The organism is Capnocytophaga sp. H2931 (genome assembly GCF_002302535.1).
In the GTDB taxonomy this organism is placed as follows: domain Bacteria; phylum Bacteroidota; class Bacteroidia; order Flavobacteriales; family Flavobacteriaceae; genus Capnocytophaga; species Capnocytophaga canis.
Genome location: NZ_CP022381.1, coordinates 1,552,033 through 1,570,097, shown reverse-complemented (window position 1 = coordinate 1,570,097; position 18,065 = coordinate 1,552,033). Strand labels below are relative to the sequence as shown.

Sequence of the window (18,065 nt, the reverse complement as noted above, 5' to 3'; positions counted from 1 at the left end):
ATTTTGCAAAATAAATGAATTTAAATGATTTCATTGTATTGCAATTCATTTTTTTTGTTACATTCACAACAAATAGTATTTTTTTAAACTGTATACAAATTCCAAAGAACTCTTACTTTCCATAGAACCCCACTTTTTGTAATTCAAAAAAGCTCTGGAAAACAATCATTGAAGCATATTTTGTTTTTACAGTCAAAAATATTTCATTAAACTTAATGTCAAACTTTTTATTTGATTATTAGCTTCCAAACTTTAGCAAATAAAAAAAGAGATTACCCATTTAGGATAATCTCTCTTTCACTTATTCTGTCAGTGGTTACTTCTTAATATACAACCAACTTCCTTTCGTATGTTTCTTGTTGTTGTTATCGGTGTATTCAATGATATAGTAATACGTACCTTGTGGCAATTTCTCAGGAGCTTCAATCGTTACTCGTCCGTTTGAAATCGCTCGGAATACTCTATTAACATTATCATAGCCCTTCGTCTCAAATACCTTAACTCCCCAACGATTGTAAATACGAACCGTATTATTAGGATATCTCTCTATACCTTGAATATGGAAGTAATCATTCAATCCATCTCCATTCACAGAAATAGCATTATAAGGTATAACTTCATCCAACACCGTTATCGTTACCTTAGCTATAGAACAGTTACCCATCGTATCGCAAAGCTCATACTCGAAACTGTCTACTCCTGCATAACCTCGGTTAGGTGTGTAAACAACCTCATCATCCGACGGAGCATTAGTCGTTCCATTGTCATTGATAACAACCGTTCCGTTTTTAGGTTGCGTAACAATAGTCAAAGTTCCTTGCGTAGGCACATGCTCATCATTAGATACTACTTTAACCGTAACAGGTGTATCAACTACCGTCTGTTCAACATCATCTTTCGCTACTACAGGTGTCGTTGGAGTTGTTACCTCTGTAACTACTATCGTTACTGTAGCAGTATCACAAGTAATCGTTACTGATTTCGTACAGATTTCATAACCTATAACATACGTTCCCGTTGGCGTACCTGATGGTACCGTAACATTTCCTGTTACAGGGTCTAAGTTCGGTACGATTGTTCCCGTTGGGGTTGACGTTACAGTTATCGTTACATCAGATGTTGTTGGTGTGTTCGTGCCAAGCCTATCGTTATCCAATACGTTTCCTACTGTTTGCGTATTGGTCGAAGTCGTGGCTGTAAACGTATCTGTATTCGCTGTAGGCGTAGCTACAACTCCTTTAACCGTAATGTAAACCGTAGCTTCATCACATGCCTGTGGAGTTCCACTATCACAAACTCTATACGTAAAGGAGTCTGTCCCTACAAAGTTCGTAGTCGGTGTATACGTAAACGTTCCATCTGTACTCAAACTCAACGTTCCATTAGAAGGAGTTGTTACCACTGTAGTAGTTACTGTATCGCCCTCTGGGTCGGTGTCATTATTCAACACATTTCCTACTACTGCTACATTAACATCTGTATTGTAAGCATCGTCATTAGCAACTGTAATATTAGTTGTTGTAGATACCACAGACACATGTACTCTCGCTGTTCTACAAGTAGACGTTACATTACCATCACAAATGATGTAAGTGAACTCATCTTCTCCTACAAAGTCTGTTGTTGGTGTATATGTGAATGTTCCGTCAGCATTCAAAACAACTGTTCCATGAGATGGATTCGTATGTTTCGTTACACTGAAAGTATCTCCTTCTGGATCAAAGTCATTCGACAACACGCTTATCAAAACACCTGTATTTACTTTAGTAACAGCTGTGTCATCATTCGCAACCAAACTATTGATTCCTTTCGGTAATACTTGGATACTTATCGTAGCTGTTGCACATGCCTGCGGTGTTCCGTTATCACATACTTCATACGTATAAGATACCGTTCCTACAAAGTCTGTCGAAGGAGTAAACGTATATGTTCCGTCTGCGTTCAACACAAAGCTATGTCCTCCTACTGTATTTGTTTGTATTGTCCATACTTGCGTATCTCCCTCAGGATCTAAATCGTTCGTTCCTACACTTCCTGAAACTTGAGTATTTACATAAGTATTATTAATATCATCTTTCGCTACGGTCGTATTTGTTGGTGTTACTACCTCTGTAACTGTAATCGTTACTGTGGCTGTACTACAAGTTACTGTACCTACTTTTGTACAGATCTTATAACCAATTGTATATGTTCCCGTTGGCGTTCCTGATGGTACGGTTACGTTTCCTGTCGATGGGTCTAATATCGGTACGATTGTTCCTGTTGGAGTTTTCGTTACCGTTATTGTTACATCAGATGTCGTTGGTGTGTTCGTGCCAATTTTATCATTATCCAACACGTTAACTACAGTTCCACTTTGAGTGGTCGTTACAGTTACTGGGTCGTCAGTAGCGATTAACACTGTTGGTGTTACTACCTCTGTAACTGTAATCGTTACTGTGGCTGTACTACAAGTTACTGTACCTACTTTTGTACAAATCTCATAACCAATTGTATATGTTCCCGTTGGCGTTCCTGATGGTACGGTTACGTTTCCTGTCGATGGGTCTAATATCGGTACGATTGTTCCTGTTGGAGTTTTCGTTACCATTATCGTTACATCAGATGTCGTCGGTGTGTTCGTACCGATTCGGTCGTTGTTCAGTACGTTACCTACTGTCTGCGTATTCGTCGAGGTCGTTGCTGTAAACGTATCTGACGTCGCGGTAGGCGTAGCTACTTGCTTCACTGAGATGTAAACCGTCGCCGTTGCACATGCCTGCGGTGTTCCGTTATCACATACTTCATACGTATAAGATACCGTTCCTACAAAGTCTGTCGAAGGAGTAAACGTATATGTTCCGTCTGCATTCAACACAAAGGTATGTCCTCCTGTGGTATTTGTCTGAGTCGTCCACACTTGGGTATCTCCCTCAGGATCTAAATCGTTCGCTGCTACACTTCCTGAAACTTGAGTATTTACATAAGTAGTTCTAAAGTCATCCTTCGCTACAGTCGTATTTGTTGGTGTTACTACCTCTGTAACTGTAATCGTTACTGTGGCTGTACTACAAGTTACTATACCTACTTTTGTACAGATCTTATAACCAATTTCATATGTTGCCGTTGGCGTTCCTGATGGTACGGTTACATTTCCTGTCAATGGGTCTAATATCGGTACGTTTGTTCCTGTTGGCGTGCTTGTTACCGTTATCGTTACATCCGACGTCGTTGGGGTGTTCGTTCCAATGCGGTCGTTATCCAGTACGTTTATTACAGTACCGCTTTGCGTGGTCGTTACCGTTACTGGGTCGTCATTAGCAACTAATACAGTAGGTGTTGCTACCGCTGTAATTGTCACTGTCACCGTAGTGCTTGTACAGTTGCTCGTATTCACTCTATCACAAATCGTATAAGTACCTGTGTACGTACCTGATGGCGTGTTCGGTGAAATCGTAATGTTTCCGTCCGTACCCATTGTGATATTAGGATGTGTAAACGCACCCGGAGTTAAGGTCACCGTTGAAGTGCTTACTGATACTCCGCCTAAACTATCATTATCCAATACATTACCTACCGTTTGGGTCGTGGTCGTTGTCGTTACCGTATAGGCATTTGGCAATGCCACTATCTCAGGTGCGGATACTGTCACTGTCACCGTCGCTGTTTTGCAAGATGCTGAACCCGTAACAATACCCTTAGGACACAATTCATACACTATCGTATAAACTCCTGCAGGGGTATTGGCAGGTACTTCTACATCTCCCGTAATGGTTGATAAAGTAGGCGTCACTCCCGCTCCAATAGGGGTCGCCGGTTGTTTAACTCCTATATTCACAAACGAAGGCAATACAGGGGTATGACCATTAATCGCGTCATTGCTCAACACATTACCCACTACCCTAGGAGTAGCAATTGTCGTAGCCGTATAGGTATCGTTAGCAACTGTTAACGTAGGTGTTCCAACTACAACTTGTACTTCCGCAGTATCACAATCCGTAGAACCTCCTGACAAGCATATCTCATACGTTATCGTATAAATATTCGGTAAAGTTCCTTGAGGGATCGTGATATTTCCATTTGTATCCAAAGCAGGTACATTCGAACCCGTAGGATTTTGGATATTGCCGATAGTTACCAAAGTAGTCGTAGCCGTTTGCGTCCCTACCTTGTCATTATCCAATACGTTACCCACAGTTTGAGTTACCGTGGTATCCGTGATTGAGTAAGAATCATCCGTAGCTACTACTTTCTTAATCGTAACAGTCGCCGTAGCTGTATCGCAAATACCTGTATTTGCCTTATCACAAATAGTATAAGTAAACGTATGTGTACCCGATGAAGCTGTATTTCCTATCGTTAACGTACCATCCGAATTAAGTGTTACTCCAATTGGTAAATTATTTGGGGTTACACTTACCGTCGCACTCGTTGGTGATACTCCATTCAACTTGTCGTTTTCAAACACTGTCTTGGTGGTCGTTCCTACAGTTTGAACTCCAAAATCATCATCAACAGCGTCGATATTTTTAACAGTGAAAATAACTTTTGCTGTATCACAGTTCGCTGGTGTGACGCCTTTTTCACAAAGAGTGTAAGTAAACGAATGTAATCCCGTAGGGGTATCACTACCAATGGTTACTTTTCCGTTAACATCAATAGTTACTCCAACAGGCAATGACGTATGTGTGGTTATGGTGACAGTTTGTGAACTCACTCCTTTTCCGTCTAACCTATCATTAGCAAAAATATCTATCGTACTGTTAGGTACTAAATTATAACCGTTTACAGAATCTCCATTGTCGTCATCATTGGCTTCTATCCTATTTTTTACTGTTATAGTTACAGTCGCCGAATCACAAACGTCCGTAAATACTTTCGAACAAAGCTGATACGTAAAGGTATATATTCCACTTTTAGCGTTACTTACAAGAATATCTCCCGTTGGACTTACTGTTATTCCCGCTGGTGGCAAAGTAGTTAAAGTTACTTCCGCCGGTATGCTCGGAATCGTTCCGTTATACTTATCATTATCCAATATATTTCCACTTCCTGAAAGAGATCCGTTTTCATACGTAAATTCATCATCTCCTGTCTTGATGTTTATTACTTTCACCGTTACCGTTGCTGTATCACAAGGCGTACCGTTTACTTTTTCACAGATACGATAAGTAATCGTATATATTCCTGTAGGAACAGAATCACTGTTCACTTGTACTTTACCCGTTGCCGTGTCAATTGTTACACGCGGGTCGGTAGTGGCTATTTGTGTAATAGTTACATTGGTAGACGTTGCCGATGCAGTTCCTAAAGTATCATTCGACAATATCGTCGTTGTAGACGTACGCAAAGGACTAAGTGCATCAACCTCTATAAGCAAATCATCAACAGCATCAATAGTACAAGTGTTACTTACTACGAAATTTTGTATAGCACTACAACCTCCATTGGTTACTTTTACTTCATACGAGGTTCCGTATGTATATCCTGTAATTGTACCATCCGTTGCTATGGTCAAATTCGGTGTTATGGTATATGTAAATGCTGTATTATATCCATTAATTTTTACAGATGGTGCTACACCACAAGAAGCATCCGTTTTAGTTATATTTAGTACAGGTGATTCATAAATGATTATATTTAACTTATCGCTTTCGCATTTACCGTTTTCGGTATTGGTAATCTGATAGTTTCCTACGCCTAAATTACCCGATGTAACCTCAGAAGCTCCATTATATACTTTGATAGTTGAAGGTGTTGGGAATTTGGCTTTTAACTGATCAACGGTCATCTGTCCACAAAGAACTTCTGATAATACAGGTGTCGGTGTTTTTCCTATAATAAGCGTAATATCTCTACGATCACTCTCGCATTTCCCAGCTTGAGTACGAGTGTACTGATATAATACACCTGGGGTTAAAATATCAGTGTCTAACTTAGCCGTACTTCCTCCATTATCATAAACTTTAATAAGACCTTCTTCATCAAGGTTTATAGTTTCTTTTAATTTTTGAACTGTCAGCGAAGAAATATCACAGAATTGTCTTCTACTAATACTAATATGACCTCTTTCAGAGATTTCTTTCACAGTAACCGTGACAACTAATCGCTCTGCACTTTCGCAATCCGTAAGGGCATCTTTAAGTGCTAAATAATAGCTTGTTGTTCCGGTAGGAATTTGAACGTTAGTTGCCAAAGGAACTCCTCCTGTTTGCGTAGCATACCAAACTAAGTTTGCATTTCCTGTAACCAAAGTATTTAAATCGGCTATAGTTTTAGTGCCACACAAATCAGTATTTGCATCCGTTTTCAATTTAGCCTTTGGTACTTTATTTACTAATAGCTGTTTACGGTCTACAATAACTGTTTTCAAATTACACGTTGGTGCAACGCTACAATTAGAACCGAAAGTTCCTGCATCCACCACGTAATACAATTGTGTTTGTACCTCCCCTGTATTATCGCAATTCATGGCACCTGTAAACTTCATCGAAATATCGTTTATTTCCAGAGCCTGACCTTTAGGCATTGAGGTCAGTAATTTATATACATAGAAACCATCCTCCAAGCTCTCATACTGTAATTTGCCACCCGATTTAGTTTCTATTTCTTGTTGATCAACAAACGTCCAGCCTGTCGGTAATTTAACAGCAAACTTAGCATTGGCATTTATAGCATCAGAGTTAATATCACTTCCCTTATTAACAAATTTCACCTCATATTTAGCCATTGGAGATCCCGTAGCCCCTATTTCAGCGAAAGTCACGGTTGCTGTTGCTTTTTCTATAACTACGATAGGTCTGTTAGAATTATCTCCTTGGATAATGATGTTATCACTGGTAGCACTATTAATATCAATTATATCGCTACCACAGAAATTTCTTCCTTTCGGAATAAATTGTAATTTTTGATGACTTGTAAATCTACAATCACTCGTGGTTTGTACCTTGAAACGTACTCGGATTTTCTCTCCAATAGACAATGTATTGGTTGCCAGTCCAATAGAAATAATATCATTAGCACTTGTTACGTTAGCATTTGCCCAACTTCCAGTAGTACTTTGTGTTCCTGTTGTATACTTTTGAGAAATATAGGCACTTCCAGAAACAAAGAATAATCCTTGATCAGTTCCTAAGGGGATATCTAAATGAATATCCTTTGCCAAACCTGCTCCGGAATTGTTAATCTCAATATCGTATTCAATTTGATCACACAAATTCGGGCGATAATCTGCCGGTGGTTGGCTTATAATTTTCACTTGAAATGCGGCTTCCGTTTTTGCGTATTTTACAGGTAACTTCTTCACACAGGGCGAGTCTGCATCAATAGCATTCGGATAGCCCTCACAACCTTGTCCAAACAAAATAGTCCTATCTCCTTGTCCACAATCAGATATATTGGATTTTACCAAGAAGAAACGCGTCTTAGTAGTAGCTAATTCTCCTAATTTAAAAATACCCGAAGTCTCTTTTGTTAAAGGAGCTCCTATAAGAGAATTTCCTGTAGCATCTGTAACTTCTTGTACCGAAGTGATATTCATATCCGTAGCACCTATCCATAAATTAGTAAATTTATGGAAAATAGATGAGTTAGCCACTTGTACTACCCAACTTACCTCATCAGTATTACCCGTATGGATAGGTTGTGCCACAAAAGAGGTAATTTTATTGTTATCAATCAAATAAGTAATTGTTTGTGTAGGAACAGGTATGTTATCATTGTTGTTATAAACCAATCGTGGACTATGAACGGACTGCCCAGTACCCTCCAAGAATAAACTCATTTTTAATTCTTCGGAATCTCCTGCGTGGCAAGTTGGTTTTAGCACAGGATTGATGAAAAAACGATATCCTTCATCCAAATTTAAAGTAGGTGTACCTAACTTATTACTTAAATATTCTTTCAGATCAAATTCAAAGTTAGGATTATTTGTTATGGGAGTAGGAAGTACATATCGACCATTAACTCCTCCAAAACTTGATGTGCCTTGCCCTTCTAAAGTAAAGTAAATTTCTGTTAAAAGAAGTCCTTTTGGCACATTGAAAACCGCTTTTTTAGGTGTTAAAAACGTTCGATGTTCGTTAGGAAACAAGGTATTCGATATACGTTGTTCATTGACAAGTGCATCATAATAAAAATATACATTACCCGTAGTTTGGCATTCTGTAATACGACGATAGGACTCCACCGAATTTCCGCCAATATAGATAGCAAATCTTGTTAGAGCATAATAACTGTTAGCAAGCCCAGAAGGTCCGCAAACTCTATCATTTCCACCATATGTCAATTTAAAATTTGGTCTAAATATCTTCTGCCCTTTCACAATTACTTTACCTCCTGAATTGGTAACACCATAATTATTAGGGGTCATCTCAAAGGAAATGGTCAGTTTATCAGAGTTCTGAAAATCGGTAATTGTATTAGGAAATCCCTTTGTATGTAAGGTATTCATATCAAAATGGACAGTTATGGTAGCCGTAGCGGCATTATCCCCTCCCGTATAGCTCAGCCCCGTGGCGGTGTAGGTATTACCACCTCTTTCAAGTACCAATTTCAAGGTTTCATTATGAATAATGCTTTTCGGAGCAGTTCCCAAAGCATAAATATCAGGAATTTCCACCGAAAATTGCCCTTCCGTCCAAACTTCGGTAGCAATAGTTTTTTGCACTACACCACTTTGTTCAAAACGAATACGATCTCCTGCGTGATATGATGAAGTAGCTATATTAGAAAAATCATCTATCGGTGTTAAAGGATACAAAGGCTTCCCTGCATTGTCAGGATTAGTTGGTTTATTTCCATAAGTAAGTCTTTGTATTTTAGGAGTTTGACGAACTAAACCATCAGTACAACCAGAGGTGCATCCCAGAGGCTGTAGATCTACTTGAGTACAACGTGTTGACATTATATCGGAAGTACTACAAGAGATTTCTCGCTTCAACTCCATATTAACTTTATACCACGCAGGTGCTCCGCTCGTACCCGAACCACATTGATACCTAGCTTTAAATTCAAGTAGTGCTGAGAATGCTTGGAAAGTAGAAGTCCACTTAGCTGTACCAATAAAAATTTCATTAAATTTGAAACGAAAACGCCATTTATTGCCATCTTGAATAGGTGTAACGGTATATGGATTCCCCTCCGAATTTTTAATTTTTAGTGTATTTTCATCTTCAACTGTTAATGACGGCGAAAGTTCTAAAACTACATCAAAATAATCTCCTGCTTTCAATCCTGCTGGTGAAGCTAAAAGCCTGTGCAACGTAAAAATTCCGTCATATATCTCTCCGTTGGATACCGTGAGAGCTCCCATTACGTTTGATCCACTTGCCTCAATTTGCATCCCCTCACTAATAACGTGATTAGAAGTATATCTATCTGGATCAGGATTACAAACACTTGAATCGCTGTACTTTACTTTATCTACAATATAACCAAAAGCAATTTCGGTATCAGGGCGATTAGTACAATCCCCTACTGGAGCGTTATTACGCGATTTAAAACGTAGATACAAAGACTGCCCCGCAGGAATGTCACTCAAATTAAGTTCAACTAATTCCGTTTTTCCTGCTGTACCAAAACGTGCTCCATAAGTCGAATTTATGGGAGTAGAATGCTTTACTGTTGGTATCTGAACTGTGATAAAATTAGGATCAAAAGACATTTCATATTGTCCGTCCAATAAATGAGTAGAACCAAAGCGTTCACCACGAGAAGTTTCTAAAGTAATAATAGGATTTTTAGCCAACGCTCCTCCTTTATTATGTATTCTTATATGATGGGTAATATCCGTGTTCAAACACAACTCACCAGGAGTTACAATTGCGTCAAAAGTTCCGTCAGCCTTTACGTTTGTAACCTCCAAATTAGGTTTTTTCGTAGGGTCAAAATTAGCAGTAGGATTAGCAGTTGCTTCTTCTTTCTTTGGATAGTCACACGAGAGGGCACCTCCACATCCGTAACTTGCCGTATATGAACTCGTAAAATCAGAACATCCTTGTAAACTTACAGTTTGTTTGATTGTGACCGATTGTCCAGGATCCAGCGTAGAACCCGAAAATTCGTATTCTCCAGCCCCGTTATGATTCACAGTCCAACCTGTAGCTAGTGAAGTGTCGGAATTTACTATTTGCAAACCAGCTCCCATTGTGGTAGTTAGCTTGAAACTTTTTATAGCTCCATTACCTCCATTAGTAATAGTAATATTACGTACAACCTGTTCTCCTGATGCCATCGTTGAAGTGGGAGGTGTAACACTTGTTTTTAGTGCTGCATACAATACGTTAATATCCTTACCTTCTTTGAGTTGCTCAGCTCCTGCGCCAGTGAGCTTGTAACGCATTCGAGGTTTTGTTGCTCCCACTGCTGTTGTTGCAATACTACCACAAAGGGCTTTAGCCTTAAATGTTACGTGCATCTGTGGCTGAGTTGCTGTATGGGCAGGTATGTTCAAGTTGAGGGTTACTTTATTACCCGTTTGGGAAACAAAGTTTACGGCACCTACATTGGTCTGCTCTCCATTAACATACTCAAAATCATTAGGAATAGTAATTTCCAACTGTGCATTAGGATAAGCTGTAGTTCCCAAATTCAAAGTCACTGTAAAAGTGGCCGCATCACCACATGCACCAAGCTGTGGTGGATTGGATTGAGCGTCCAACACAGGAGTAGAATCTTGCGAAAAACCTAACATTGTAGTAAAAAACATTACTACAGCCATAAATATGCGAACCCTATGTCGCACTACAACACCATAATTCTTCATAATTGAATTCTTTATTTGCTCTATTGATATTTGGGAACAAAGGTACAAAGAAATTGAGAAAAATAAAGGATTTTGTTACATTTTTTCACGCAACTTAGATTCAACCCCAAGTACAATTTTACTACTTACGAAATTCTTATACCAATTCAACAAAAATTAAATTGAACGCATGAAATTTTTCAGGATTTAATTCGTTTATTTCAACCATTTTAAACTTAAAAGTAAGTGAAAGTATAAAGTTTCAGTAAATTAGAGTTTAAGCCATATTGAAACATAAAACATATCCTATATTTATGTATGGTTGGTAAAAATAACTTTTTTTTCGTAATTCATTAAAAATAAACTATATATCCACAAAGTCCCTATGTATTACAATAGCTCTAGAAATATGATTTCGTACGTCTAACCTCATAGAAAATGAACCTCTATTGAAAAAAACTTAACCTTAAAGCGTACTCCTAAAAATTAAAAAGTAGAAATTATAATTATTTATGTCGTTGTACTTTTCTACAAATTCATACCACCAAAACACGCCGCTTTGCTAACCAATTCGATTGACTCTGAAAAAACAAAATCATAATTTGCTTTTCGCTTTTGATTTTATATCTTTGCACGAAAACGCTTTCCATGCAAGATGTTATGATAAAATACCTCAGTTTTGTAAAAACACTTTGCCCAAAACTTACTGAGGAGGATTTATGTTATTTTGCAAAAGGGCTTTCAATAGAAACACTTCCTTTGAAAGATTTTTATATTAAAGCGGATGAAGAGCAAACCCAAATTGGTTTTGTAGCAGAAGGTTTGCTACGAGGTTTCTACATAGACGAACAAGGCAATGACATTACCGTAAGTTTCCATCAAGAGGAAATTTTCGTAGCCGATTACACCACCTTGGACTCTCCTCGAAGAAGTCGATTTTACTTCCAATGTCTCGAAAAAACGACTATTATCAACCATTCATACGAACATTTACGCAAATGCTCTGACAAAATTCCTTTTTTTGAACGCTATATGCGTCTGGTTGCTGAAAATGCTTTCAAAAGAGTGTACAGGCGCGTAGAAAGCTTTCTGTTTAATGATGCTGAAACACGCTACTTGGATTTGATGAAAGAGAATCCCGAATTGGTAAATCGCGTATCTGTTTCCCACCTGTGTTCATATTTAGGTATCAGTAGGCAGGCTTTAACACGAATCCGAAAAAACATCCTCAACAAGGAATGATTATGACACATTTGTGTCACATTAGCATTAAAAAAAAACTTACTTTTGCACCGAATTTTATTAGCCATTAAATCATATTTGATAATGAATGCAAAAAAATCATTTTTAATAATCGGAGCTACTCTTTTATCCATATGCTCAAAAGCACAGGTCATTGTTTCTCAATCTCTTGACCAAGCCATACGTTCAGGATTGAAAAAAAATGAAACTTTAAAACAAAAGGAAATTGAACAGGAAAAGTTAGCGTTAGAACGTAAGGATGTATTACAGAAATACATCCCCAGAGTGGAAGCTTCGGGAGCCTATCTGTATACCGATAGCAATACAAAGATGGAATTGGAAACTCAACATCTACCCTTATTGAAGCTACCTCTTTTTAATACGATTTTTAATACAACAAAACATTCCGAGTCATACGGAAATGTTATGATGGGGGGCGTTACAGCTAAAATGGTTCTTTTCAGTGGTTTGCAAATCCCATATGGAGCTAAAGCTTTGGAAAGCAAACGAATAGGAACTGAATATTTAGGAAAAATTGTAGCCGACGAATTAATACAAGAAATAGTAACGAGTTTTGACCAAATCAAAGTATTGGAAGCGATTCAAAAGCTCATTGACGACAGTACAAAACGATTAGAAAACGAAGCCAAACGAGTTGAAAAAGGTATTGAACAAGGATTAGCTATTCCTTTTGATAGAGATAAGATAAAATTGGCTCAGTTAGAATTAGCCTCGAAACAAGCTGAACTTGACGGAAACAAAAGCCTTATCTACAAAAAAATCAATTACTTAACAGGACTTGATTCGGCACAAATCGAATCTGTTGTAAATGATTTTGAGCCTTTTATTATGATTGACAATACAAATTTATCTATTGAAAACAAACACGAAATAAAAGCTTTACAATCTTTCATAGAAGCTCAAGAATGGTTGCTTAAAAAAGAAAAAGGTTCTTTCTTACCACAAATGATGGCTATGGGAGGAGTTCGTTATACATCTTTATTCGATGCTAATCTTGACTTAGGAATGTCACCCTTAACAAAAAAACACATACACATCGGCGTAAACGAAATCACTTTCTCACCAACATGGTTTGTTGGAGTTGGCGTGAAGTGGGAGTTATTCGGTGGAATGAGCCGAATTAATAAAATCAAGCAAACCAAGTTAGACATTGCAACCACAAAAAGTAAATTGACTGATGCTCATGACAAACTTTCGCTATTACTTGATAAAAACATGGTTAATTATCGTATCGCAAATGAAAAAATGCACATTAATCAACAGAAAGTAGTCGTTGCTAAGAACAGTTTGGACACTGCTATAAGGCAATATACGGAAGGTTTGATTGATATTTCAGACCGATTGGAAGTTGAAAATGAATATTACAAGGTAGTAATTGAACAAATACAAGGTATTCAGCAACAACGTCAAGCAGCCATGGAAATGTTAAAAACCACAGGTACTTTAAGCAACTATTCCGTACAATAAAACTCGTAAGGATAAATAGTCAAATATCCCATACAACCTAAAAAAATAGAGATTAAGAATTATAAAAAAAATAATTAAAATGAAAGGAAAAAGAATTTTTAAATTAATACCAATCATAGTCATTATCGTCATTGCTATTATTGCCATAAGTTCATTATTCCGAGCAGAAGAGCATTATTGGCAAGGTCAAGCAGAAGCAAAACAAATCAATGTAGCTCCAAAAATTCCAGGACGTGTTGATAAGATTGTAGTTCAAGAAGGACAATCCGTTAAAAAAGGAGATTTGCTTTTAAGCATTGAAACTCCTGAAATTAATGCAAAATTAGAACAAGCTAATGCTGCTCACAACGCTGCTCAAGCTCAACTTAACAAAGCTAACGCAGGAGCTAGAAGTCAGCAAATACAAGGTGCGTACAGTCTTTGGCAACAAGCCAAAGTTGCTGCTGATTTTGCAGAAACTTCATACAAAAGAGTTGAAAATATGTTCAAAGAACAATTGGTTTCTGCTCAAAAAAGAGATGAGGTCTACACCAAATACCAAGCAGCCATACAACAAGCCAATGCGGCAAAATCACAATACGACTTGGCTTTGGCAGGAGCTCAACAAGAAGATAAACAAGCAGCTAAAGCTTTGGTTGACAAAGCTCAAGGAGCCATAAACGAAGTTACTTCCTACAAAAACGAATCGAATCTGTACGCCCCTTTATCTGCTGAAATTCAAAAGATTATACCCAACGAAGGAGAATTGGTCAATACAGGCTATCCCATTATTACCTTGGTTGATTTATCAGATATTTGGGTAGTTTTGAACATTCGTGAAGATTTTATGGGTCGTTTCCAAAAAGGGACTAAATTCAACGCTTTTGTTCCTGCTTTGGACAATCGAGAAATCACCCTTGAGGTTAAACACATTGCCGTAATGGCTGATTTCGCTACATGGACAGCAACCAAATCACAAGGCGATTTCGACCGGAAAACCTTTGAAATCAAAGCATATCCAGTAGAAAAAGTAGAGGGATTGTTGCCTGGAATGTCTGTTTTAGTTAAACAATAACCAAAAGTAACAAAAAGTATCGGAATGAAGAGGTAACGACTTCTAAATTTTACAACAAAAGTTCATAGAGAGATGACAATGATGACTGTGGAAGAGTCGTAATGAAGAGGGAACGATAACTTTTTGTTTGCAAATATATTATACTATTTTATTTTCAAAAACTATTATGCAAAATAATGAAAATGTTTCAGTTGCATTCGTATTTTAATTACTTTTGAAACGTCTACGCATTTTCACAAAAACAATGAATCAAGAGGAAAAATTTGAAGAACTTGCCAAGCAATTGAAGAATCCTTTTGGAGAGAAAGGACTACAGGTGGCTCAAATGATGAGCGACACCAATACGGCAATGACACTCAATACAGTGGATTTGTTAAACCTTCGTCCTGATGATTTGCTTTTGGAATTAGGGCACGGCAATTGTCAGCATTTGAAAAATATTTTTGAAAGAGAAACGGATATAAAATACCATGGATTGGAGGTGTCTGATTTAATGCATATTGAAGCTAAAAGAATCAATCAGGAGTACATAAAATTAGGAAAAGCCTTTTTCCATAAGTATGGAGGGGGAGTTCTGCCTTTTGCTAAAGAATCTTTTGAAAAAATATTTAGTGTGAATACCATTTATTTTTGGAATGACACGCCACGGATGTTTGATGAACTTTTCCGAGTGTTATGTCGTTTTGGTATACTGAATGTCACTTTTGCCGAAAAAATATTTATGACAACGTTGCCCTTTTCAAGATTTGGTTTTACACTATATGACCAAGAAGAGGTCATTGAGTTTGCTCTAAAGTCAGGGTTTAAACACCTGAAAACTCAAATTCACACCGAAAGTATTCAAAGTAAATCAGGAGATATAGTGAACAGAAAGTATTTGATAACAAGTTTTTTAAAACCCGAGTGATATTTTCATAAAATCAACTTTTCTTCCGAAGGAATAAAATAAAAATCAATATGAGGAAGAAACTAAATGCTACAAAATGGGATTACGTACAATTTTTATAAAAGAAGCTAAACAATTATTGACATCGCCCAAACGGTTGATGATGGCTTTAGGGCTTCCGGTTTTGATTTTCGGCTTCTTTGGATACGCTTTTCAAGAAGACACGCCAAAAGATTTACCTATATTAGTAACTGATTATGACCAATCGGCAATGTCAAGGCAACTGATACGATGGCTTGACGCAACCAGTATTATGCAAATTTCAGAACAGGTAGAAAGTCCTAAAAACGCTGAAAATCAACTACGAAAAGGAGAGGTCTATGCCTACATAATAATTCCTTCAGGATTTGAAAAAGATATTTTGCAGAATAAAACCACTCAAGCTATTTGTTATACTAACGGAGCGTATTTACTTCCTTCGGGGTTCATACAGTCAGCTTTTATCAACACCGTATCGACGCTTTCTGCTGGGATTAATCTGAATAAACGAACTAAAAAAGGAACTTCCTACCAGCAAGCCTTTGCCGAAGTTCAATCCATAAAAAACGATGCCCACTCACTTTATAACCCTTACAAAAACTATAATTATTTTTTGAGCTTAGGGTTCATTCCCATGATGTTTCAAATGGTTGTAATGATTGTTTCCATTTTTGCTTTGGGGCAAATGTTTAAATATCGTACAGCTGAAATACATTTCGAAGAAGCAGGGCAAAATGCGTGGATTCTATTAATCGGCAAGTTACTCCCCTACACCATTGTTTTTATGGTTTTAGCGTTATGTATGGATATTTACCTATTTAAAGTAATTGGCATTCCTGCCAAGGCAAATTATGCAGGAGCTACGATTTTGCTTTCATTGCTTTTAGTTATTGTTAATCAGGTGTTAGCTGTATTTTTCGTATCCTTTTTTAAAGATTTACGAATGGCTCTAACCTTTGGTGGAGGCTTTACGGCGATTGCTTTTTCTTTTTCAGGATATACCTTCCCGTTAGAAGCGATGCCTGTTTTTATACAATATGTAGCTAAAATTTTTCCTTTCACACACTTTCTACAAAGTTACATAAATACCGCCATACGTGGTCTTTCGTTCTATTATTCTTGGGAAAACATTCTAGCCTTTTGCTTGTTTATCAGCACAATAACTATTTCTTTCCCTAAATTTGTAAAACTTATTAAACAAAACGGCTATGAGAAGAATTAGCAGAGTGACATATGCTTATATGCAGGAAATGAAGCGGATTATTTCAGATTCTGCCGTATGGGCGTCGTTTTTTATCATTTCAATAATCGTTGCTTGGGCATATACCTATGTGTACTCATACGAGGTGACCAATGACGTTCATATAGCTGTAGTAGACGAGTGTAGAACTAGCGAAAGCAGACAGCTAATACGAATGATAAATGCTACTGAGCAGGTTTCGGTAAGTGAAAGTCCATCGGATTTTGATGCAGCTCGAGAACTGTTCTACCAAGGGAAAGTTCACGGTATAGTTGTCATCCCACGTGATTTCTCTGAAAAGATTTATAAAAAAATGCGTCCCTCTGTTTCGGGGTATTACGATGTAGCCTATTTTATTTACTACAAACAAGTATATAAAGCTGTAGCTACCTCCATCGCTTATATGAATGCAGGTATTGAACTAAAGGGACTTACGGCACAAGGGATTTCAAACCACCAAGCGATGAATACAATTAAAGCAATCAATGCACAGACTGTAACGCTTTTTAACCCTAACGGAGGATATGCAACCTTTGCAATGCCGATGGTGTATCTACTTATTATTCAAACTCTTTTACTCACAGGAATTGGACTGCTCGGAGGAACACAACGCGAAAAGAAAGAGTTTTTGCAAAATCATTACACCGTCAGAACCATCCGTGGAGTCATTGCAACTTTACTCGGAAAAGCAGGAAGCTACTTAACTATAGCGTTACTGTACATTACCATCGTACTGGGAATTATTATGCCTTTTTTCGATATACCTCAACGAGCTAAGCTAATAGACGTATATTTGTTTATGCTACCGTTTTTCCTAAGTGTTGCCTTTATGGGCTTATTCTTAATTCGGTTTTTTAAACATCGTGAAGATGCCGTAATGACCATTTCGTTCACCTCTATCCCCTTTTTGATACTCAGCGGTATCTCTTGGCCTGTGGAATCATTGCCCAAATTATTACAATTTTTATCGCAATTTATCCCCAGCACAACCGCTATCAAAGGGTTTGTATCACTAACGCAAGGAGGCGTTGCGCTTACTGACATTCACGATATGTATTTAAAAATGTGGTTAATATGTCTTTTTTATTTCGTTTTATGCGTTTTTTTCTTTAATAGTTACCGCAAGAAAAATGAAAACGAACTTGTTTAAAAGTTAATTAAATTCGACGTGTTTAAAATAATAAAAGCGAAGCTACCCGAAAAATAAACTTCAAACAGAATCTTATAAAAAAACAGTGATTATCAATCATTTATTCTTTTTAGAATTTTATCAAAATTAAACTTTTCGGACAACTTCTAAAACTATCATCTTGAACATCGATTGTATTGATAACAAGTTGCTCCTCAGCAGAACTTGCTTCCTCTTCCAATCAACGCACTGAGTTTACAACTA

General features: G+C 37.4%; 7 protein-coding genes. 6 read left to right on the top strand and 1 reads right to left on the bottom strand.

Annotated features, from left to right (window positions below):
• Nucleotides 1–316: 316 nt before the first annotated feature.
• Nucleotides 317–10,744: an Ig-like domain-containing protein gene (locus CGC52_RS06585; RefSeq protein WP_157909113.1), complete on the bottom strand. Its 10,428-nt coding sequence runs from the start codon at nucleotides 10,742–10,744 to the stop codon at nucleotides 317–319.
• Between the two features lie 639 nt (nucleotides 10,745–11,383).
• Here CGC52_RS06585 and CGC52_RS06580 point away from each other — a divergent pair.
• The 6 genes from CGC52_RS06580 to CGC52_RS06555 all read left to right on the top strand — a co-directional run bounded on the left by CGC52_RS06580 (nucleotide 11,384) and on the right by CGC52_RS06555 (nucleotide 17,822).
• A complete protein-coding gene (locus tag CGC52_RS06580) occupies nucleotides 11,384–11,965 on the top strand; it encodes a Crp/Fnr family transcriptional regulator (protein ID WP_232751798.1) in 582 nt (193 codons plus the stop codon).
• Between the two features lie 84 nt (nucleotides 11,966–12,049).
• Nucleotides 12,050–13,453: a TolC family protein gene (locus CGC52_RS06575; protein ID WP_042006738.1), complete on the top strand. Its 1,404-nt coding sequence runs from the start codon at nucleotides 12,050–12,052 to the stop codon at nucleotides 13,451–13,453.
• Between the two features lie 79 nt (nucleotides 13,454–13,532).
• Nucleotides 13,533–14,507: an HlyD family secretion protein gene (locus CGC52_RS06570; RefSeq protein ID WP_095893816.1), complete on the top strand. Its 975-nt coding sequence runs from the start codon at nucleotides 13,533–13,535 to the stop codon at nucleotides 14,505–14,507.
• A gap of 244 nt (nucleotides 14,508–14,751) precedes the next feature.
• Nucleotides 14,752–15,414: a class I SAM-dependent methyltransferase gene (locus tag CGC52_RS06565; protein WP_095893815.1), complete on the top strand. Its 663-nt coding sequence runs from the start codon at nucleotides 14,752–14,754 to the stop codon at nucleotides 15,412–15,414.
• Between the two features lie 76 nt (nucleotides 15,415–15,490).
• On the top strand, nucleotides 15,491–16,654 hold the full coding sequence (locus CGC52_RS06560; protein WP_095893814.1) for an ABC transporter permease: 1,164 nt from the start codon (nucleotides 15,491–15,493) through the stop codon (nucleotides 16,652–16,654).
• A complete protein-coding gene (locus tag CGC52_RS06555) occupies nucleotides 16,641–17,822 on the top strand; it encodes an ABC transporter permease (protein WP_095893813.1) in 1,182 nt (393 codons plus the stop codon). Before CGC52_RS06560 ends, CGC52_RS06555 begins: the two co-directional genes overlap by 14 nt.
• The last annotated feature ends 243 nt before the right edge of the window (nucleotides 17,823–18,065 follow it).

What these genes read in the sequence shown, in the direction of transcription:
- CGC52_RS06555 (WP_095893813.1), top strand. Translation starts at nt 16,641, where the DNA reads ATGAGAAGAATTAGCAGAGTGACATATGCTTATATGCAGGAAATGAAG.
- CGC52_RS06565 (WP_095893815.1), top strand. Translation starts at nt 14,752, where the DNA reads ATGAATCAAGAGGAAAAATTTGAAGAACTTGCCAAGCAATTGAAGAAT.
- CGC52_RS06580 (WP_232751798.1), top strand. Translation starts at nt 11,384, where the DNA reads ATGATAAAATACCTCAGTTTTGTAAAAACACTTTGCCCAAAACTTACT.
- CGC52_RS06570 (WP_095893816.1), top strand. Translation starts at nt 13,533, where the DNA reads ATGAAAGGAAAAAGAATTTTTAAATTAATACCAATCATAGTCATTATC.
- CGC52_RS06585 (WP_157909113.1), bottom strand. Translation starts at nt 10,744, where the DNA reads ATGAAGAATTATGGTGTTGTAGTGCGACATAGGGTTCGCATATTTATG.
- CGC52_RS06560 (WP_095893814.1), top strand. Translation starts at nt 15,491, where the DNA reads ATGGGATTACGTACAATTTTTATAAAAGAAGCTAAACAATTATTGACA.
- CGC52_RS06575 (WP_042006738.1), top strand. Translation starts at nt 12,050, where the DNA reads ATGAATGCAAAAAAATCATTTTTAATAATCGGAGCTACTCTTTTATCC.